Annotated in this window: 18 protein-coding genes; 7 read left to right on the forward strand and 11 right to left on the reverse strand. The window is 64.7% G+C overall.

Annotated elements, in window-relative coordinates:
* Positions 1–235 precede the first annotated feature (235 nt).
* Positions 236–1,870 carry a PKD domain-containing protein gene (locus IPK70_05830; GenBank protein MBK8226678.1) on the forward strand — a complete coding sequence of 545 codons (1,635 nt, stop codon included), beginning with the start codon at positions 236–238 and terminating at the stop codon, positions 1,868–1,870.
* 157 nt (positions 1,871–2,027) lie between these two features.
* Here the strand turns inward: IPK70_05830 and IPK70_05835 are convergent, their stop codons facing one another.
* From IPK70_05835 to IPK70_05850, 4 genes are all read right to left on the reverse strand, one after another.
* A complete protein-coding gene (locus IPK70_05835; GenBank protein ID MBK8226679.1) occupies positions 2,028–3,572 on the reverse strand; it encodes a hypothetical protein in 1,545 nt (514 codons plus the stop codon).
* A gap of 94 nt (positions 3,573–3,666) precedes the next feature.
* Positions 3,667–4,656, reverse strand: coding sequence for a hypothetical protein (locus IPK70_05840; protein MBK8226680.1), 990 nt, complete (start codon positions 4,654–4,656; stop codon positions 3,667–3,669).
* Positions 4,657–4,907: 251 nt separating this feature from the next.
* A complete protein-coding gene (locus tag IPK70_05845) occupies positions 4,908–7,067 on the reverse strand; it encodes an outer membrane beta-barrel protein (GenBank protein ID MBK8226681.1) in 2,160 nt (719 codons plus the stop codon).
* Between the two features lie 9 nt (positions 7,068–7,076).
* Positions 7,077–8,528 carry a hypothetical protein gene (locus IPK70_05850; protein MBK8226682.1) on the reverse strand — a complete coding sequence of 484 codons (1,452 nt, stop codon included), beginning with the start codon at positions 8,526–8,528 and terminating at the stop codon, positions 7,077–7,079.
* 308 nt (positions 8,529–8,836) lie between these two features.
* On the opposite strand from IPK70_05850, the gene porQ reads away from it, so the two are divergent.
* Genes porQ through IPK70_05865 form a run of 3 tightly spaced genes read left to right on the forward strand, consistent with a single transcriptional unit; the run spans position 8,837 to position 11,430 of the window.
* A complete protein-coding gene (porQ, locus tag IPK70_05855) occupies positions 8,837–9,877 on the forward strand; it encodes a type IX secretion system protein PorQ (protein MBK8226683.1) in 1,041 nt (346 codons plus the stop codon).
* 39 nt (positions 9,878–9,916) lie between these two features.
* Positions 9,917–10,618 carry a (d)CMP kinase gene (locus IPK70_05860; GenBank protein ID MBK8226684.1) on the forward strand — a complete coding sequence of 234 codons (702 nt, stop codon included), beginning with the start codon at positions 9,917–9,919 and terminating at the stop codon, positions 10,616–10,618.
* 8 nt (positions 10,619–10,626) lie between these two features.
* Complete coding sequence (locus IPK70_05865) at positions 10,627–11,430, forward strand: hypothetical protein (GenBank protein MBK8226685.1); 804 nt, start codon at positions 10,627–10,629, stop codon at positions 11,428–11,430.
* On the opposite strand, the gene IPK70_05870 is transcribed toward IPK70_05865, so the two are convergent.
* Positions 11,427–12,428, reverse strand: coding sequence for a tryptophan 2,3-dioxygenase (locus IPK70_05870; GenBank protein ID MBK8226686.1), 1,002 nt, complete (start codon positions 12,426–12,428; stop codon positions 11,427–11,429). The genes IPK70_05865 and IPK70_05870 overlap by 4 nt on opposite strands.
* 68 nt (positions 12,429–12,496) lie before the next feature.
* Here IPK70_05870 and IPK70_05875 point away from each other — a divergent pair, with 68 nt between their 5' ends.
* Positions 12,497–12,946 (forward strand): hypothetical protein, encoded by a 450-nt coding sequence (locus IPK70_05875; GenBank protein MBK8226687.1) that lies wholly within the window; start codon positions 12,497–12,499, stop codon positions 12,944–12,946.
* Positions 12,947–12,949: 3 nt separating this feature from the next.
* Here IPK70_05875 and IPK70_05880 read toward each other — a convergent pair whose 3' ends face one another.
* From IPK70_05880 to IPK70_05900, 5 genes are all read right to left on the reverse strand, one after another.
* The gene (locus tag IPK70_05880) at positions 12,950–13,360 is read right to left on the reverse strand and encodes a hypothetical protein (protein ID MBK8226688.1); all 411 of its coding nucleotides are present in this window, start codon (positions 13,358–13,360) and stop codon (positions 12,950–12,952) included.
* A 20-nt stretch (positions 13,361–13,380) separates the two neighbouring features.
* The gene (locus IPK70_05885; GenBank protein ID MBK8226689.1) at positions 13,381–15,432 is read right to left on the reverse strand and encodes a T9SS type A sorting domain-containing protein; all 2,052 of its coding nucleotides are present in this window, start codon (positions 15,430–15,432) and stop codon (positions 13,381–13,383) included.
* A gap of 111 nt (positions 15,433–15,543) precedes the next feature.
* The gene (locus IPK70_05890) at positions 15,544–16,092 is read right to left on the reverse strand and encodes a GNAT family N-acetyltransferase (GenBank protein MBK8226690.1); all 549 of its coding nucleotides are present in this window, start codon (positions 16,090–16,092) and stop codon (positions 15,544–15,546) included.
* Positions 16,093–16,095: 3 nt separating this feature from the next.
* Entirely contained in the window at positions 16,096–16,842 is a 747-nt protein-coding gene (locus IPK70_05895; protein MBK8226691.1) for an alpha/beta fold hydrolase, read from the reverse strand.
* The gene (locus tag IPK70_05900) at positions 16,839–17,372 is read right to left on the reverse strand and encodes a pyridoxamine 5'-phosphate oxidase family protein (GenBank protein MBK8226692.1); all 534 of its coding nucleotides are present in this window, start codon (positions 17,370–17,372) and stop codon (positions 16,839–16,841) included. Before IPK70_05900 ends, IPK70_05895 begins: the two co-directional genes overlap by 4 nt.
* A 43-nt stretch (positions 17,373–17,415) precedes the next feature.
* Here IPK70_05900 and IPK70_05905 point away from each other — a divergent pair, with 43 nt between their 5' ends.
* Both IPK70_05905 and IPK70_05910 read left to right on the forward strand, forming a co-directional pair.
* Positions 17,416–18,510 carry a hypothetical protein gene (locus tag IPK70_05905; protein ID MBK8226693.1) on the forward strand — a complete coding sequence of 365 codons (1,095 nt, stop codon included), beginning with the start codon at positions 17,416–17,418 and terminating at the stop codon, positions 18,508–18,510.
* Between the two features lie 2 nt (positions 18,511–18,512).
* Positions 18,513–19,460 (forward strand): CPBP family intramembrane metalloprotease, encoded by a 948-nt coding sequence (locus tag IPK70_05910; protein MBK8226694.1) that lies wholly within the window; start codon positions 18,513–18,515, stop codon positions 19,458–19,460.
* Here the strand turns inward: IPK70_05910 and IPK70_05915 are convergent.
* Positions 19,457–19,672: an RNA-binding S4 domain-containing protein gene (locus IPK70_05915; GenBank protein MBK8226695.1), complete on the reverse strand. Its 216-nt coding sequence runs from the start codon at positions 19,670–19,672 to the stop codon at positions 19,457–19,459. The genes IPK70_05910 and IPK70_05915 overlap by 4 nt on opposite strands.
* Positions 19,673–19,683 lie beyond the last annotated feature (11 nt).

Genomic DNA, 19,683 nt, shown 5'->3' on the forward strand with positions numbered 1-19,683 from the left:
ATCTCCTGTGTGCGGGCTTCATCGCCACACAGCGTGCAGCAGTCCAGGGCCTGCGCAAGACCTCCTGTGGCACGCAGGCGCTCCGCGCGTTCATGCTCCTGCACTTCAAGGACCCGAGTGCGTAATCCCTGCAGGAGCTTTCGTATTTTCAAAGTCAATTGTCGCCGCATTGACGAACCGGTCATGCCGCCGGAAGCGATTGCGTTATTTCGCTGCACCTAGCACACAGCCCGCCATGCGCAAACTCATCGCCGCCGTCCTCTTCCTGTTCACTTGCCTCCATACCGGCGCGCAGATCCCGTATTCGCAGACGTTGCCGAACATCCAAGGCTCGCAGCTCAACAGCTGGGTGGAGTTCACCTTCCCGAACACCACGGCGCCCACGGGCGGCAGCGCCACGCTCGATTTCGGCTGGCTCGCCTGCTGGCAGCAAGCCTTCGGCGGAAGCAGCAAGATCTGGATCGAACTGGAGACCGGCGCGGGCGCATGGACGCAGGTGTATTACGAGACCGGCAACGTGACCGAGTGCACCACCTTCAACCGCACGGCGAACATCTCCAACACGAACCTCACCAACGCGATCGCCACCGGCGCGGGCTCCATCACCGGCCGCGTGCGCGTGCAGGATTCGTGCTATCCGGGCGTAGGCTGCTCCTTCACCAACGACCCGGTGGTGAGCGGGCTCACCTTGGAGTACGATGCGCACGCCGCCAGCTTCACCGCCAGCGATGTGAGCTTCTGCCCCGGCGGTTCGGTCCAATTCACCGATGCCAGCCTGGGCTCGCCCAGCAGCTACGTGTGGTACTTCGAGGGCGGAGTGCCCACCACGAGCACCGATCCGAATCCGCTGGTGCTGTATCCCAACGCCGGGAGCTTCGATGTGGTGCTGAGCGTGGTGACCGCCAACGGTCCCGATGAGCTGCAGTTGAGCAACTACATCGTCGTTCATGCCCCGCCCATCGCTTCGGCCGGGCCTGATGAGGATGTCTGCATCGGGCAGACCGGACAGCTCCAAGCCTCAGGAGGCAGCGGCTACCAATGGTCGCCTAGCACCGGGCTGAGCAACCCCGCTATCACCAACCCGGTGGTCACGGTCACTGAGACCACCACTTATACCGTGGTGGTCACCGATGCCAACGGCTGCCAGGACGACGATGCCGTGACGGTGACCGTGCACGAGCTGCCCACGGTGATCGCCTCGGCAAACGACAATCCCCTGTGCCCCGGCGATACCGCAACGCTCAGCGCGGTGGGTGCGCTCAACTACCAATGGAGCCCCAACCTCTTCATCAGCGGCAACACCGGCGATGCCATCAGCGCTTGGCCGCCGAGCGATTTCACATGGACAGTCTATGGCACCGATGCATTCGGTTGCGCGCACGATACCACCGTGGCGATCGATGTGCTTGCTGCGCCCGCCGTTCCGGTGGTGACGAACCTGGGAATGACCATGAGCTCCACCGCTGCTGCAACGTATCAGTGGTACCTGGATGGCGTGCTCATCGCCGGTGCCACCGATCAGGAGTGGGCGCCGTTGGCGAACGGCAACTACAGCGTGGTGATCACCGATGCGAACGGATGCCAGAGCACGAGCGCGCCGGTGTACTTCGGCACGGTGGGCGTGGCCGATGCGGCAGCCGTTGGACTGCGGGTCTATCCGCAACCGGCCGATGAGACCATCACCGTGACCGGTGCGGCGGCCAGCACGGAAGTGCGGCTGCTCGATGCCACAGGCCGCGTGGCCGTGGCCAAGCGCTCCGGCTCCAACGGAACGCTCACCCTCGATGTGCGTGCCCTCGCGCCGGGCGGCTATGTGCTGGAGCTGGGCAGCGGCGATGCGGCGAAGCGGATCGCCGTGGTAGTGGAGTGAATGTGGCGCTCGGCCGGATTTAGGGCCGAAGATGATTTGTGCGCATCCGTACGTCGGGCGCGATGCAAGGCACAATCCCGCTGCTTGTTGGGCCATTGCGTTTGCCGGGCACTGACTCTATTGCGCAGCACGAAATCGGTCTTCTAGATCGGTGCCATCAGTGCTGGCTCACACTTTGAGCATGCTGCACAGTGGTCCTCGCACTCACCGCCGTATAGATCCGCGCCTGATCATTCTCGAAGCTCTGCCGGAAGCGTCCTTCCAATAGAACCGGCCAAGGATGCTTGCTCACCAATTGGTCCTTGTTCCTGCCGAGGACCAGGATCTGATCCACTTGCGCGGGGATGCCCTTGCGCCAATGCCGGAGCAGCCAATTCGGATCGCGGGTGATCCGGTACCAGTCGTTCGGGTCCTGAACCGTTGCCGGAATGGTGGAGAGGAGGAATTCGCGCGGCGCGATGAAGATGCCGCTGTGCTCCATGGCCGCGAAGGCCGGCATGTGCTGCTGCAAACGATCGGTGCCGGCCAAGGCCACCAGCACCATGCTGTTCGGCCGCAGTTCAGCGCTTGCTCGCATCATGGAGCGGTGCGGGCCGGCGAGCTGCGCCAAGGCGCTTTCCGCGCGGTGCAAGCGCAGCCCGTTCAGGAGCATGGCGCAAACCGCGGTGGCGCCGATGATGCGCAAGGTTGCGCCGCGCGCGTGATCGGCCATGGCGATGAGCCAGAGCACCAGGGCCAGCAGCGCGAGCCAATGCGCGCGGTCCGTGCCCACCAAGCGGCGGCCATGCGGCGAATTGCTGAGCCAGGCCACTGCTGCCAGCGCGAGGAAGAGGAGGATGAAGAGGTCGTGCCAGTGGATGCTCCGGCCGCTTCGCCAACGCGCGCGCACGGCTGCTGCCACCGCGATGAGGAGGAGCGCACCGATACCGTACACGGGGGCCTGCTCGCGAGAGCGGTCCAGGATAAACAAGGACTTGAGTAGGAATGCGGGATCGCCTGGCAGCGCACCGGGCGTTGGCGCATCCACGATGCCGAGCACGCGGTTGAATTGGAAGGCAGCGATCAGCAGGATCATGGCGGCGATCAAGAGCCACGGGCGGCGATCGTGGTTGGGTGAGCTGCGCCGTTCCCGCCATTCCATGGCGAAGCTCAGCAGGAACAAGCCGCAGAGCAGGAGCGGTGCGGTGCGATGCGTGCCCCAGGCAAGCGCGGCACCGAGCAGCAAGCCCGTCCAGCGGAGCATCGGTTTCTCCCGCTGCCATTTCCACCAGGCCACGGTGCCGAAGCCGATCGCCGCGCCGAGCAGGAAATGGAAGAGGCCCAGGATCAAGAGCGTGCTGAAGAGGAGAGGGGCGAGCCACAGGACGGGCAAGCCGATGGCGGTGCCGTGGGCGCGGAGGAAGGCGAGGCTTGCCAGCACGACCGCACAACCGACCAGCGCGGCGAAGAGGTGGTGGGCCTGTTGCGGCGAGCAGAAGGCCAGGAGCGCCGCCGGGATCAGATTGCCGAGGGTACGCAACGCGGGGATGTACGTGGAGCCCTGCGCTCCGTGCGCGGCTCCGGACCAAGGCGCTGGCAGCAAGGAGCCATGCAGCACGTGCACCGGCCCATCGATGGTGATGAAGTAGCGGAAGATGAGGATGGATGCCGCATGCGCCAGCAGGATGCCCGTGAGCACCAGGGCCAGGCGTGGCGGCTTCATCGGCAGGAAAGTACCGATTCCTTTTTCAGCGTTGCCATCCGCTGGAAATGCAGGAGCCCCGGTGCTTGCCGGGGCTCCTGGAAGCGATCGCCGCTCACAGCGCGTTCACATCATCAACGAACTGCTGCAAGGTGGTGGGCGAGAAGGTCATTGGCACCACCATGTTGGCGGTGATGGTGATGGGCGTGAAGGACGAGGAGTACCCGTTGGCCTCCTGCTTCAGCCCCACCACGACCGCTTGGTAGCCGATGGGCACCGCTTGCCAGCACTGGTAGAGCTGGTCCTGCGCCCAATAGCCCATCGAAATGACTGAAGGCTCCGATGGCAGGGCCAGCCAAACCGCCGTACTGTCCGGTGCCTGGCCAGCAGGAATGGTCGCGGAGACTATCGTGGTATTCGGATAGCTGGCGAAATAGTCGCAGTTCAGCCAGTTCAGGTCGGTATTCCCGGCGATGTTGTAGTAGAACTGGTAGGGGAAGGTGTAGGTGTAATCGGTGCTGTCGTAGTAGGCGGAATCAACGGTGATCGGTTCGTTGACCGGATCCCAGATCATGGCGCCATCGCTGTTCTCGGTGCCGCGGAACAAGGCCATGGCCGGGTCGGGCGAGCTGGTGGGGATCTTGGCGATGAGGCCGCCATTCGCGATGCGCACCGGGGTGCTGCCCTGGTTGGCGTATACGTTGAGGGCGCCGCCACTGCGCAGGATCCGCAAAGTGCCGTTGTCGTTGCCCACGGTCTGCTTGTTCAGCCAGATCATATCGCCCACGGTCAGGGCCTCCACCAGCGAAACCGTCACCGAACCGGTCACCGGCGTGCCATCTTCATAGGTGAATGCGCCGGGCTCGAAATCCAATTGCGTCCCGCGCGGGCTGATGAACATGCCGCCTGCCGCCGCATTCACATTGAAGGTGCGCGTGGCATCGGCGATGTTGTCCGCGAATAGCTCAGCGAAGACCGATTCGCTCGCGGGCGTTCCCGATGCTGGGGCGGGCGTGGAGTCCTCCACGTCCTTCTTGCAGCTCCAGATCGTGGCGGTGACCGTGATCGCGATGAGCACTAGGCCAAGGATGTTCTTTCGGGTCATGGGCAGGGGGTTGGTTTGGTCATTGAGCGGACGCTGTATAACACGGAATCGTTGTCCCGAAGGTTAGGTCGACCGGTGGACGCAGCGGGCTGAGATCGGTTGCCGGTTGATCGGGCAATCCAACTTGAAGCAGTCCCGGACGTGGCGGTCAATGCACGCTGATCACCATAGGCGGGAAAGGCGAGGGCGCACGAAGCTTCAAGGCTTGAGTCTCAAGGCTCAAGCTCCCATCAACCCTCAACCGACCCAAGCTACTTCCCGATCAAACTATCCGCATCCTCAACCGGCACGATGTTGCCGTTGACGGAGCCGACGACGAAGGCGTCGGTGAAGCCCTTCAGCTTGATGGCCTCGAGGGCGTCGGCGGCCTCCTGGCGCTCCACGAAGCTGCCGTAGTAGTAGCGCACGGTGTTCTCACCGCTCACGGGCTCCACGTCGCCGAGGCCGAGCAGCTTGTCCATGGCGTCCATGGGCACGTTGCCGGCGAAGGTGGCCACCTGGATGCGGTAGCGGATTTTTTCACGCGCTACGCTGCCGGTCGTTGCCGTGGTCCGCAGGTCCTCCGTACCGGTGACGCGCGCGCCGGCTTCCTTCATGCTCACGCGCTTGCCTTCACGGAAGGCCACGAGGAAGGCGCCTTCGAATCCGTCGAGCAGCATCTGCACGCGGTGGTTGGCGGCCGGGTTCACCTGTTTGAAGGAGCCGGTGTAGTAACGGGTGAGGCCATCGTCGCCTTGGATCACCACCAGGTCCTTGATCTTGGAGAAGATGTTCTTCGAGAGCTTGTTGCGGAAGGCGCCGAGCTGCACGCGGATGATCACGTCGCGGCTGTCGTCGCCGGCGCCCATGCCCGCCATCTTGGCGCGCTCAGCGGCGCTCTCGGTGCTCACGTCGATGAGCTGGCCGCCCTCTTCGGCCATCACTTCGCTCTGGATGCCCATGCCCTTGAGCTCGAGTTCGCGGCGCAGGGCCTCTGGTATGGCGTCGAAGCTGCCCACCACATAGAAGGTGGTATCGCCACGCTCGATGGTGCGCACATCGGGGATGCTCAGGATCTTCTGGATCAGCTCTTCGCTGATGCCTTCGGTGTGCGTGCCCACCTTCACCACGTACACGCGCTTCACGGGCGGCTTGGCGGGCTTGTTGCCGCCCACGCTCTCGACGCGCGAGGCCACCATGTTCACGTTGCCGCTGTCCTTCCAGGCGAGCCACGATTTCAGCAGCGACTCATCGGTGATGGTGACGCCGCGGCCATCGACCAGCGCTCCGGGCGCTGAATTGAGCTCATCGTCGCGGTCGTCGGGCACGCCATCGCCATCGCCATCGAGCGCGCAGCCCTTGGCATCCACCTTCACGCCGGGCGGTGTGCCGGGGCAGGCATCGGCGAAGTCCTTCACGCCGTCGCCATCCTCATCGTCGGTGAGCACGATGGCATCGAGCTGGTTGTTGTCGAGCGGGGTCTGGAAGCGCGTCTTCTTCGGCTTGCGCGACATCGGGATGGTGTAGCCGAGGCTGAAGCCGCTGTAGAGGAAGCGGTCGTTGCCGGTGCTGCCCGCGCGCTCGCCGAGGCTCTTCTCCGTGATGCCGTCGATGAGGTCGGTGGTGGTGAAGTGCATGGTGGCGCCGATGCGCAGGTCGATGCCGTGCCCGATGTCCATGCGCGCGCCCACGCCCACGGGGATGGCGAAGGCCTGCTCGCGGTACTTGCCGAAGCCGTCGCGGTTGAGCTCGCGCACATCGCTCTCGTAGGTGTAGTCGCGCTGGATCTCCACGGCGCTCGCGGCGTTGGGCGCATCCTCGGCGATGTCGCGGATGGTGCCATCGCTCCAGTAGTTGTAGCGTCGCCCCTGCGCGTCGAAGAGGTCGGTCTTGGTGAGGAACTCCACGCTCTCGAAGCCCACGGTGAGGTAGGGCTCCACCACGCGCTCCCGGTTCACCAGCGGCTGGAAGTTGTAGCGCAGGCGCAGGCCGCCCACGGTGATGCGCGAGTCGAAGTTCTGGTTGCGCGTGAAGTCGCGCTCGTTCACGCCCAAGCGGCCGTGCATGGCGTAGAGGTCGGCCTCGAGCCAGCGCGTGAGCGGGGCCGAGGCGCGCACTTCGTAGCCGAGGCGCGTGACCAGCGGATCGCCGCCCTTGTGCTGATTGCCCACATCGCCATAGAAGCTGAGCATGCCGGCGCCGAAGCCGATGGTGGGCCGCAGCCAGGGCTCGGCGGCGGCGGCAGGAGCGGCGGGCGCCGGTGGGGCAGCCACGGCTGGTGGCAATGGGTCGGTCCCTACCGGTGCAGCGGTGCTATCGGCAGGGCCAGGTACGGCTGTGGAATCGACCTGGCCGAACGCCGTTGCCGGAAGCAGCAGGGCCAGCGCGGCGGCGCGGATCGATGCGGACAGGACCTGCTGTGGGCGGCGCATGGCCAAGGGTTATTGCACCCAGCGCTGGTTGCTGATGGCGAGTGCTTCCTGCACGGTGATGCGGTCGCCGTTGTTGTAGGCGGTGACGAAGGGGCCAGGGAAATTGTGACCGGCCTGCACATAGTTCACGCGCTGGTCGCGGGCGTCCTTGTATTCCACGTAGCCGCCGGTCACGTACTTGATCCACCCTTGGTGGCGCTCGATCTGGAAATCGCCGCTGTATTGGTGGCGGGCCTTGAAGTACGATTTGCCCACCTCGCGGTGCGCAGCGGTGATCTGCACCTTGTAGGTGACGCCCTTCTCCGGAGCTGGCACGCTCGGGGTGACGCGCTGCGCTGCGGCTTCTTGCGCGGCCTGCTTGCGCGCGCGCTCGGCTTCAGCGGCCGATGCGCTGGCAGCGGCCTCAGCTTCGGCCTTCGCTTTGCGCTCGGCCTCTTCCTTCAGCTTCAGCGCCAGCGCGGGATCTTCAGTGCTCTGCTGGCCCATGCTGACCGGGTCTTGCACCAAGGCCTCGAACGCGCGCGCGCCCACGAAGAATTTGCTGCTTCCGAGCACGGCCTTCTGCGTTTCGTCATTCAGCAAGTAGCCGAATTCGCCATCGATCGTGTACTCGCCGTCGGGGCGCTCGTTCGCGCGCAGCTTGTACACCACTTTCACCTCGTTGCCAGCGGGCAGGTTGAGCCAAACGAACTTGGCGATGCGGCCCTGCGTGGTGAAGATGGCCTCGGCGCTGTTCTTCTCGATGGCCGTGAACCCATCCGGGACCACCTCTTGCAGCTTGCCGAATCCGCGGATGCTGCCTTTGTTCACCACCACCTCCACGAGCATTTCCTTCTCGGTCACCGGCGTGATGGTGCGCGTGCCGCTCACGCCGCCTGCGCCTTGGATGGGTGCGACGCCGCTTGCGTTATCGATCACCGCAACGGCCACCTTGCCTACCGGAGCCGCGCCGGCAGCGCTCACGATGTCGTTGGCCGAGGCATCTTCCGGGATCGCTTGCTCGATCACCGGTTCCGCAACCGCCACCGCGCCGGGTGCGCCAAGGTCAACGGTGGATGGTGAGAGCTCCTGCACTTTGCGCTCGTTGCCTTCGATGAAGCTGAAGCGGCCGCCGATGCGCTGCACGCCGGAAGCGCTTGCTGCGGCCGACAGGGTATAGGTGACCTTGAAGCTGGGGCTCGAGGGCAGCGACATCCAGATGAATTTGGCCTTGCCATCGGCGAAGGTGAAGGAGGCGCCCTTGGTCTCGATGGCCGTGGCGGTGAGGCCTTCGGGCAGGTCGATCTGCAGCTTCGCGAAGCCGGTGAGCTCGCCTTTCTCGATGGACACCGTGACTTTGGCCTCGGAGCCGGGCGCCATGGTGGCCGGGATGTTCTGGTTGATGGTGAGCGGGCCTCCGGTGAGGACCTCGACGATCAGGATGCCGATCACGTTGATCAGCAGTGCTAGTTGGTTCAGCATGCGCTCTTTTGCGCCGCGCGAGCATCGCGCTGGCTCGCGACCAAAAGTACCCGGCCCCCTTCCCGCGCTCGGGAAGCCGCATGGCGCATCTACCAACAGAGGGGTGTTGAACAGGGAAGCAGGAACATAGAGGAGCAGGAAGGTGAAGGCTGAAGACTGAAAGACGGCCAACGTCGGCTCATGGGTTAGCAGCTGGCTCAAGGCGCTCCTGCATCCGGACATCTGCGTTGCTCGTTCGGCTTTCCTCATTCAGCGTTCAGCCTTTCCAGCAGGGCAATACGCCCCGCCTATCTTCGTTGCCCACCCGGATGCGCAAGAACCTACTCCTTCCACTGCTCTTCATTCCCGGCATGCTCAGCGCCCAATTGGGCGGGCAACAGGTCTTCCGGGTGCTCGACATCCCGGCCTCGGCACGGGCCTCGGCCCTCGGCGGCAACTACATCGCCGTGAAGGACAACGACATCAACCTCGGCCTCTTCAATCCGGCGCTGCTCAATCCGGAGATGGGGCGGCAGGTGTCGCTCAGCTGGCTGCCTTACTTCGAGGGGATCAACGTGGGCTACGCGAGCTACGCGCACCACTTCGACAGCTTGCGCACCACCTTCAGCGGGGCGGTGCAGTACGTGGACTATGGCACCTTCAACCGCACCGACGCCACGGGCAACGAGCTCGGCCAATTCCGCGCCGGCGAGTATGCGTTCCAGATCGGCGCTGGTCGCGCCATCGACAGCCTCTTCAGCATCGGGGCCAACGTGAAGTTCATCACCAGCAGCCTCGACACCTATACCAGCAGCGGCATCGCCCTGGACCTCGGCGGGACCTACCACAAGCCCTCGAAGGGCGTCACGCTCTCAGCGGTGGTGCGCAACATCGGCTACCAGACCAGCAGCTTCACCAGCGAGCGCGAGAAGCTCGCCACCCAGGTGATGCTGGGGATCACCTACAAATTCAAGCACGCTCCCTTCCGCTTGGGCCTGATGCTGGAGAACCTGCAGCGCTGGGACCTCACCTATCCCGATGCCGCGCGCGACCGCCAGATCGATCCCGCCACCGGCGAAGTGGTGGTGAAGAAGACCACCAACGCCGAGAAGGCCCTGTTGCATGCGGTGCCCAGCGCCGAGATCCTGCTGAGCAAGAACTTCATGATCCGGCTCGGCTACAATTTCCGTACGCGCTACGAGATGGCGTTGTCCAGCCGCACTGGCGCCGTGGGACTCAGCTTCGGCATCGGGCTGCGCGTGAGCAAGGTGCATCTCAGCTACGGCTTCAACCAGCTGCACCTCGCGGGCATCCGCAACACCATCACCATCGCGGTGCGCTTCAGCGATTTCAAGAAGGTGGAGGGTTGATCGCTGCGATCACGGTTGCTCAGGGCGATCTTCGCCCCCGTGAACCCCATCACCATCGCGATAGACGGCTTCTCGTCGTGCGGCAAGAGCACGCTGGCCAAGCAACTGGCGGCGCACTTGGGCTACACCTACATCGATAGCGGCGCCATGTACCGGGCGGTGGCGCTGCATGTGATGGAGCAGGGCCTTGCACCGGGCGGCGTCCTGGATCGCGGCGCGCTGCTGGCCGCGCTCGATGGCATCCGTATCCGTTTCGAGCACGATCCCCTGAGCGGCCACAGCGCCACCTGGCTCAACGGCCGCAACGTGGAGCACGAGATCCGCAGCATGGCGGTGAGCCAGCACGTCACCCTGGTGAGCCCGGTGCCCGAAGTGCGCGCCAAGCTGGTGCGTTTGCAGCAGGAGATGGGCCGCGCGAAGGGCGTGGTGATGGACGGCCGCGATATCGGCACGGTGGTGTTCCCCGATGCTGAGGTGAAGCTCTTCATGACCGCGCGGCCCGAGGTGCGCGCGATGCGTCGTTATCACGAGTTGAAGCAGAAAGGGCAGGAGGTCGATCTCGCGGCCGTGCAGGCGAACATCGCCCAACGCGACCTGGACGATACCACGCGCGCCGCCGATCCCTTGCGCAAGGCGGCTGACGCGATCGAGATCGACAACAGCGACATCACCGCCGAGGAGCAGTTCCAGCGCGCGCTCGATGTGGTGCTGGGCAAACTGGCCGCCGTGGGCTACGAATGACCCACGCGATGCGCATCGGCATCTCCTTGCTCCTGGCCGTGTTCGTCCATGCAGGCGTGGCGCAGCAGCCAACGCTCGATGAGGCCGCTGCGCGCGAGGCCGTGTACCGGATCGTGCGCCACAGCGGACTGGTGCCCAACTTCGTGGTGCGCGCCAGCAGCGAGACGCGCACGGCCATCGCGTACGTGAAGGACAAGCAGCGCGTGATCGCCTACAATCCGCAGTTCATGGCCACCGTGCTCGACAGCGCGCGCAGCGATTGGAGCGCGATCAGCATCCTCGCGCACGAAGTGGCGCACCACCTGCTGGGCCACACCATCGATCCCGCATCGCTCCGTCCCGGCGATGAACTGGCCTGCGACCGTTATTCGGGCTTCGTGCTCTTCGGCATGGGCGCTGCGCTTGCCGATGCGCTCTCCGCCCAGAGCGCCATCGGCGATCCGCACGGGACGCGCCGCCACCCGCCGAAGCATGCGCGGCTCGAAGCCATCCGTCACGGCTGGGATGAAGCGCGCCGATTGCGCGAGGGCCTGCCGCCGGAGTCACCACGCGATCCCGATGGCCTGCAATACGTCCTGAGCTTCGTTGACGATGCCAACACCTACTACGCCGACAGCCTGGGCCGCGTGGTGTGGTTCGATCAGAGCGCCTGCGCCATCCCCTTCGGCGAGCTGCGCGATGGCGGCAAGGCCGGTTTCACGCTGCAATGGATGGACGAGTCGTTCGTGATTGACGGGCGCATGGCCATCTGGCGCAAGAGCGCGCACGGCATGCCCTTGCAGGTGGGCAGGATGGAACGGTACGCGCGTTAGGCGCTGAAGCGCATGGCTTTCCGGAGCGCCTCGGGCAGCGCTGGGATCTTGCGCCGCTCGAAGAGGAAGCTGCTCAGGTCCGCGATCTCCTGGAATATGTGGTGGCTGTTGAGCGCGCCGGCGAGGTAGCTCTTGCCGGTGCTGCCGCCGGTGCCCACGCGCAGTCCGATGGTGCGGTGCACCATGCTGAGGTGACGGTAGCGCCAAGTGGCCAGCGCTTCATCGATGTCGAGCAAGCGCTCCAGCAGGCGGAAGGGCATCTGCAGGATCGGCTCGTCGCGGTAGAGCATGATGAAGACGGCAGCGCGTGAGGCGGCAGGAGAGAGGCGACGCCCTTCACCGGTGACGAAAAGGCTGTCCCAAAGCGCGAGGTTGCTCTCTTCGCCTTTCACGAGCGATGCGGAATAGATGGCCTTGTGCTGCTCCCAGAACGGTGTCTCGCCCTGTGGCCAGTAGCGTGCATCGAAGAAAGGCATGCGCTCCAGCCAGGCGTTCACCAGGTCGAAGAAGGTGGGCTGGCCCTCGAGCGCTTCGATCTCCGCCTTGTGCTCGGGCTTCAATTGGCTGGTGTAATACTGCTTGCCGAAGCGCTGCTCCATGCGCAGGCCGAGCTTCGCCTCGAGGATCTTGAACTGCATGCTCTGGAAGCCGCTCGCGGGGCGCAGCATGTCGCGGAAGTCGAGGAAGTCGAGCGGCGTCATGGTCTCCAGGATGTCGATCTGCTTCACCAGCACTTGCAGGATGCTGTGCACGCGGCCCAAGCGGTGCACGGCGATGCTCAGCTCCCCGCCGTCATCGTCCACATGCCCATCGGCGAAGAGGTCCATTACGCTGCCCACCTCGTGCAGCACCTGCTTGAACCAGAGCTCGTAGTTCTGGTGGATGATGATGAAGAGCATCTCGTCGTGCGCGGGTGCGCCGTGCTTCACGCTCTCCAGCTCCTGCGCGTTGAGGATCTTGTCGAGCTGCAGGTAGTCGGGGTAGTACACGTTGCTCATCGGTGGGGCGCGTTCGGGCGATCGCGGCGAATGTAGCCGCGGCCTTTGCGGCGGGGCTAACTTTGGTCATGCGCTTCCCGGTCCTTGCCCTGCTTCTCTTCGTGATGGAGGCCAACGCGCAATTCGGCATCGGCATCCAGATACCGGTGGGCCGCAGCACCCAGCGCTTGGGCACGGTGCCCGACAGCCTTGCGACGTACGCGCCGAAGGAACTCGATATCCAGCCCCAATGCACGGTGGAGACCGTGCGCTGGCTGGGCTTGCTCGCGAGTGATTCGCAATGCGGTTCAGAGACGCTCGCTGCGGATTGTTACAACGGCGAAACCGTCACCCTGCGCTTCACCGTGGAGCGCGATGGATCGGTGAGCGAATTGCAATTGGTGAAGGGCGGGTGCCCATCGCTGGAGCGGCGCATGCAATGCGGGGCGCAGCATGCACCGCGCTGGCAGCCGGGGCGCATCGGGCATCACAAGGTGCGCACGCGGATGCAGATCCGCTCGTGCATCCTCCTGCGCTGATCTTTATTCCTGATGGGCCGGCTTCGCCTTGCGCTCCTCGCGGGCCTTCAGTGAGGCATCGCGCTGGGCCTGCTTCATCTGCTGCCACTGCGCCCACTGCTCTGCGGTCATCGCCTTCTGGATATCCGCCTGCTTTTTTTCGCGCAGCTCGATCGTCCTTGCGCGCTTGGCCTGCTGTTCGAGGTTCTGGCGGTTCAGTTCGAGGTAGCGGTCGCCGTATTCGCGGTCGACGCGATTGAGGTCCTCTACTTGCGCATCGGTGAGGCCAAGTTCCTTGGCCATCGTCTGCGGAGTGGCCCTGGGCGGGAGCACAGGCGCAACAGTGGGCTGCTGCTCGGTGACCGGCTTGGTGGGCTCTTGGGCTTTGGCGGCAGAACCGAAGCCGAGTGCGAGGGCGAGGAGGGCGTGCTTCATGCGGCGAATTTAGGATGGGCTCAGCGCGCTATCGCGATTCGGACGGTGGCCGTGCCGATGCTCAGCGTGTAGGCGCCTGGCGCCAGTGCGGATACATCGATCCCGGCCGCTGCGGCCCGGACGGTGGTCTGCAGCGCGCTCCGACCAGCGGCATCGAGCAGCGCGACCGGGGCGTCAGGGTTCAACAGGTGAGCCTGCGTGATGAAGATCCTGTCTGCGGCCGGATTCGGGTAGGAGGAGAGCACTGTGCGCGGGATCTCGGCAAGGCCCACGTTCTGGTCAACGTCGATAACGCCCAGCGAAGAAGTGGTGGCGTTCACGAACCAGATGCGGCCGTCGGGCCCCACCTCGATGCCCATGATGCCGGCTGCACCGGTCTGGATGCGACCCAGCTCCGCGAAGCTGCCGCCTTCACTGATGTCGAAGATCACGATCTCGCCGCTGGCGTGGTCGCTCACCAGCATGTGGTCGCCGCTGAGCGCGATGCCTGCAGGCTCCACCAGCCCGGCGGTGATGATGGTCTCCCAGGTGTGGCCGCTCATCTGCGTGTACTCCACATAGCTCTCCCAAGGCCCGAAGGATGCGGCGCCATCCACGCTGCCGCTGCGCGTATCGAGGCGCAGGATGCGCTGGTTGCCATGGTCCACCACGTAGAGCCAGCCGGTGCGCTTGTCCAATTCGCAATGGCTCACGATGTGGTCGTTGGGATCGCGCACGATGGTGACGCCGCCGTAGCGCCGGATCACCGCATCGCCATGCCAGGTGTTGCCCGGACCGTGGTCCTCGCGGAAGTCGTTCAGCACTACATCGCCGTTGTGGCCATCCACCACCCAGTACCTGTTCCAACGGTCGTGCGCGATGCCTTGGCTGCGCGGGTTCACATGCAGCATATCCAGGTGGCTGCCCAGCGGGCCTTGGCCGGGGAAGGCGTAAATGGTGGGATCGGCGCTCCACAGCGTGGGACCGGTGAAAGGGTCGCCGCCATTCTGGTTCGCGTCGAAGATGCCCGGGCAGGTGGCGAAGTTGCCGTTGTCGCCCATGGCGATGCCGGTGGGCAGGCTCATGAAATGTCCCGCATTGGGATCGCGCTGCCAGAGATGGGTCTGGTTCGGTTCGCCGGGATTGAAGAAGCGCACGGTGCTGCCACCGGTGCCGGCCACATCCTTATTGATGGCCCAGATCTCATTGCGCGCTGGATCGGGATGCCACGCGAGGTCGCGTGGGGTGAGCAGGTCCTCGTCATCGTCGGCCACGATGGTGACGACGGGCGTTCCCACGAGGTATTGCGGGACCAGGTCAGGGATGGCCGCATTCACCCACAGGTTGGCCGAAGCCGCATCGTTGGCCGGGTCCTCGTCGGCGCTGCCATTCAGGTCGCTCGCCCAAACGGTGAGGACAGCGGCGCCAACGTCCGCCGGCATCCACGCATCAGCCGTGAGGAACTCGAAGTTGTTGCCCGAGCCGATGCTCATGCCGCTGAAGTCCTGCGTGAAGACGATGTCGCCGTCGAGCGCGGCATTGAGCGTGAAGTCCGTGATGGTGGCCGAGCCGAAGTTGCGCAGCACTCCGCTGAAGCGTGTCTCGAGCCCGATGCGGTTGTAGAGCGGCGTGGTGAGCGAGGTGACGCCCATGTTGAGCGCGAGCGGCTCCTGCACGAGGAAGGTGAAGATCTGGAAGCCGCCATCCTCGTCGTATTCTCCGATCACCGCGCCGTTGGCCCGCACGCGGAAGGTGGCCTGGCCGTCGCCGTAGCTATCGATGCTGATGATGTTGTACTGCACGCCCTCGTTCAGGCACCATGGGCCCTCGGTGAAGGTGCTGTTGCTCGCGTAGCCGCCTGCGGGCGAGGTCTGCGTGCCTCCGCTCGCGCAGCCCAGCGCCGTGGTGTTTCCGCCGATGAAGATCGGAGCCTGGTTGCATGCGTTGCCGAAGGGCACCAGCTGCCAGTAGGTCTCGTTGCCCCAATCGTCGGTGAGCACCTCGATGGTGATCTCCATCTGCCCGGCGGGGCATTGGGCGAAGAGGGCCGCCGTGGGGATGGAAGCCAGGAGAAGAGCGGAAAGGGCGCGCATTCGTGGATATCGGTTTGGGCGCCAAGCTAACCGATGCGCACAACGGCTCGCGAAGACTCGGCGAGGGCTGTGCTGCTTTCCTTGGAAGCCTTCAAGCAGCCGACGGATCCATCAGTCCGAGGCCAGGCGGGCGTACACGGCCGAGTCGAGTTGCTTGCCTTGCCAGTGGAGGTTGCCGCGCAAGGTTCCCTCGTACCGGTAACCACTGCGCTCGAGCAAGCCACGCGATGCAGCGTTGGCTGGATCCGTGATGGCTTCGATCCGCCAGAAGCCCATGCCGAATCCATGGGCTGTCACAGCGGTCAAGGCTTCCCTCATCAACCCTTTGCGCCAATGATCCGGACTGAGCAGGTAGCCCACCTCTGCCGTGCAATGCTCGGGCCGGAGCCGGTAGAAGCCGATCGTGCCGATGAGCCTGGGCGAATCGGGAAGGCTGATGCCCCAAGTGATGCCGCTCCCATTGCTTCGGCCCTCAGCGATCTGTTCGATGAGTTCGGCCGCATCCTGCTCAGTGCTGGCGCGCGGGCGGGCCAGATGCCGCATCACGCGTTCATCGGTGCGCAAGGCGAAGAGCGCGGGCGCATCGGCCGCGGTGATCTCGCGCAGCACCAAGCGGTCTGTGCGCAGGACCGGGAATTCGGAGAAATCGAGTTCAAGCATGGTTCACGCGATTCGCTTGAGGAACATTGACACCTCTGCATTGAAGCGCTCCGGCGCCTCCACCGGGCTGAGGTGCGCGGCGCCCTCGATCACCACCATGCGACTGTCGGGCAACGCAGCACGCATGGCTTCGCTGGTAGGCAGGGGCATCAAGGCATCATCGCTTCCGGTGACGATCAGGGCGGGCTTGTTGAGTTCCCGAAGCACGCGCGTGCGATCGGGGCGCAGCGCCATGCCGCGCGACGCCGCCGCGATGGCTTCAGGCCGTTGGCCTGCCATGATCGCTTCAACGCGTGCGGCCGCTTGAGCCTGCTCCCGCCGGGTGCGTTCACTGAGCACCTTCGGGATCATCGCGCGGGCGATCACGGCGGCGCCTTTTTCCAGCGCATCCGAAGCGGTCTGCTCGCGCGCCGCCTTGCCTTCTTCGGTGTCGGCGGTCGATCGGGTGTTGCAGAGGATCAGCCCTTGCACGCGCTCCGGCCAACGATCCGCGAATGCCATTGCCACGTATCCGCCCATGCTCAGGCCGCAGAGCACGGCGCGCTCCAAGCCGTGCGCATCGAGCAGCGCGCGCAGGTCATCGGCGTAGGCTTCCATGGACATGGCGCTGGGCACTTCGCGACGGTCAGCGCCGAAGCCGCGCAGATCAGGCGCGAGCACCTCAGCTATCGATGAGAGGCCTTCAAGCTGCTCCTGCCAGAAGCTGCCGTCCAAAGGGAAACCGTGGATGAGGAGGAGGGATTGCTTCATGCCGGCAGTCCATCGATGCTGCGCATGTTCTTCTCGGCTTGATAGGCACGCACCCCGTCCTCGCCCTTCTTCACCGCCCAGTCGATCAGTTGCTGCCGTTCGCCTGCATGCTTGTACAAGGGCACCCCGAATCCGCACGAGGTCTGCACCGATCCTATGTGGAGCAAGATGATCTGCCGCTCGCCGGGGATCGCATCGCCGAAGGAAGGGCGCAGCGCATGCCAGCGGTCGTCGGCAGGCCTCAGCACCTCGCCGGTTCCGTACAGTCGAAGGATCAAGGGCGAACCCTCGAACGCGCAGAACATGAAGGTGAGCCTCCCGTTCTCGCGCAGGTGCGCCGCCGTTTCGTTTCCGCTGCCTGTCAGGTCCAGATAGCCCGACAGCTGCGGCGAGAGGACGCGGAAGGTGTTGAGCCCTTTGGGCGATAGGTTCACCCTTCCGTGGTTGGGCGCCGTGCCGACGAAGAACATCCGTTGCGCTGCGATGAAGGCCGTGAGCCGGTCATCGAGGCGGTCCATGAACTTGGCCATGGCGCCAAAGTATCGCCGGGAAGCCCGTGCTAGCTTGCGCGGCATGCGCGCCGCCACGCTGTTCATCCTGCTCCTGTCGCTGTGTGATGCATGGGCCAAGGACTATATCGTTCCCGCCAACGATGTCGCCGGCTTCTTCGCAGCGATGCCCAAGGATGCCGCGCGCGTTTCGTTCTCTGCTGCCGCGGTCTACAAGTGCAACACCGACATCGTGCTGCCCGACGCGCAATTGCTGGTGATCGACGGGGCAGGGGCGAAGCTGTTGCTCGGCCCCAACAGCAACGGTTTCACACGCGCCATCAAGGACCAGAAGGATGCGTTGGCCCGTGTGGGCAGCCGTTATGCGATCCGCGATTTCGCGGCCATCGAGGGCGGCAAGAAGGCCATCGACCTCAAAGCCACGCTGGGCAGCGTGATCGAGAACGTGCGCTGCGTGGGGCAGGGCGAGGCGGCCATCGACCTGCGCTTCTGCCTGATGACGCGCGTGAGCAACGTGCTGGTCACGAACCCCAAGGCGCGCGGCATCGTGGTGCGGCAAGGCGATTGGCCAGGCGCCAGTTGGAGCAACAGCCAGAGCAATCACACAGTGCTTGAGCAATGCCGCGTGTATTGCGCGGCCAGCACCACGCAAGCCTTTTGCGTGCTGCACAGCAGCGGCGTGCGCATGGCGGATTGCATCAGCGAGGGCGCGCCCTGCGATCACGACCTTTTCCTCAGCGCCGCGATCGACGGCCGGGAGGACCAGCCTGCGCGCAACACCGTGGTGAAGCAGTTCGCGCTCTCGAACTTCCATGTGGAGCATGCCGCGCGCAAGGCCAGCATCCATGTGAACATGCCGCCGCGCGCTGCAGTTGACCTCAGCGGCATCTACTGGAATGGCAGGATCAGCGCGCCGGTGATCGACTACATCAGCGGGCAGCTCAACCTCAGCAGCATCGGCTGGTGGGACGAGGGCTTCGTGATCGCCACGCGGGTGTCGGCGCCGCGCATCTCCATCGATCGCTGCAACGCGGCGCTGAAGGCGGGGTCGGTAATGGGCGGAGGCAAGCGCGCCGGTGCCGTGCAGTTGCGCGAGCCGCTTCCGGGGAATGATGTGCTGAAGCTGGACTATGTGAAGGTCACAAGGCCAAGCATGTGAGCATGGGCGTTACGAACCAACGCATCGTGCGCTTCTGCGCCATCGCCTTCGGCTATACCTGGCTGCTCGCGGGCCTTGGCTGGCTTTTCGGGATCAACGCGGACTCCGGGCTCGGCTACCTGGCGCTTGCCGCTTTCTGCATGCTGGGCCCTGCGATCGCGGCGATCATCTGCCAACGCCATTTCGACCGCCGATCGTGGAGCGGTCTCGGTTCGCGCATCGCCGGAACGAATGGACGCATCCTCGTCGGTACCATCGCCGTGGGCCTCTCCCTATCACCGCTCTATTTGCTGGTTCAGCATGTCTTCGGTGATGTGCTGGGCATCGCATTGTTCGGCCATGCCGAGGTGAGCACCGCGCGCCTGGCTTCGGCATTGCTCGAGTTGAGCGCCCAGTTCGGCGCGTCACCGGCTGACGCGTTGAAGAACGCCTGGCTGCTGGAGATTCCTGCTTGGCTGCTGCTCGTAGGTGTGCAGGTGGCGGCCGTGCTCTCGGCCTTCTCTTTGAACCTTGTCTTCATGCTCGGCGAGGAATTGGGCTGGCGCGGCTATCTGTACCAGGAGCTGCAAGAGTGGAGCACGCTGCGGCGGATCGGCATCACGGGTGTGCTCTGGGGGCTGTGGCATGCGCCGTTGATCGCCATGGGCCACAATTATCCGGGCTACCCGGTCATCGGCATCGGCATGATGGTGCTGTTCTGCCTGCTCGCGTCCTTCATCTTCGATTGGTCGCGCGCACGGAGCGCCAGCATCTGGTCGTCCGCTGTGCTGCACGGCATCATCAACGGCAGCGCAGGAGGCGCCGTGCTCTTCGCGTGGGGCGGGCATCCGCTCGTGGGCTCGGTGGTCGGCTTGGCGGGCTTCATCGTGCTGGCCTTGGTCATCCTCGCCATCCTGATGCTCGATGGCTCCTATCGGCGGTCGTTGCTCGGCAAAGTCGCAGCGATCTAGACCACCACCTCGATCCTCGCTCCTTCGCACTCCACCACCTGCCCTGCGCGGATCTTGTTGGTCTTGCGCAGCTCCACTTGGCCATCCACTTTCACGCGGCCTTCAGCAACAAGTTGCTTGCCCTGACCGCCGCTGTCGCACACGCCGGCGAGCTTCAGCAATTGGTTCAGCTCGATGAATTCGCCGCGCAGCTCGATGGTGATGGTGGCCATGCCGCAAAGGA

The sequence above is a fragment of the Flavobacteriales bacterium genome (assembly GCA_016712535.1).
Classification (GTDB): Bacteria; Bacteroidota; Bacteroidia; order Flavobacteriales_F; family PHOS-HE28; genus PHOS-HE28.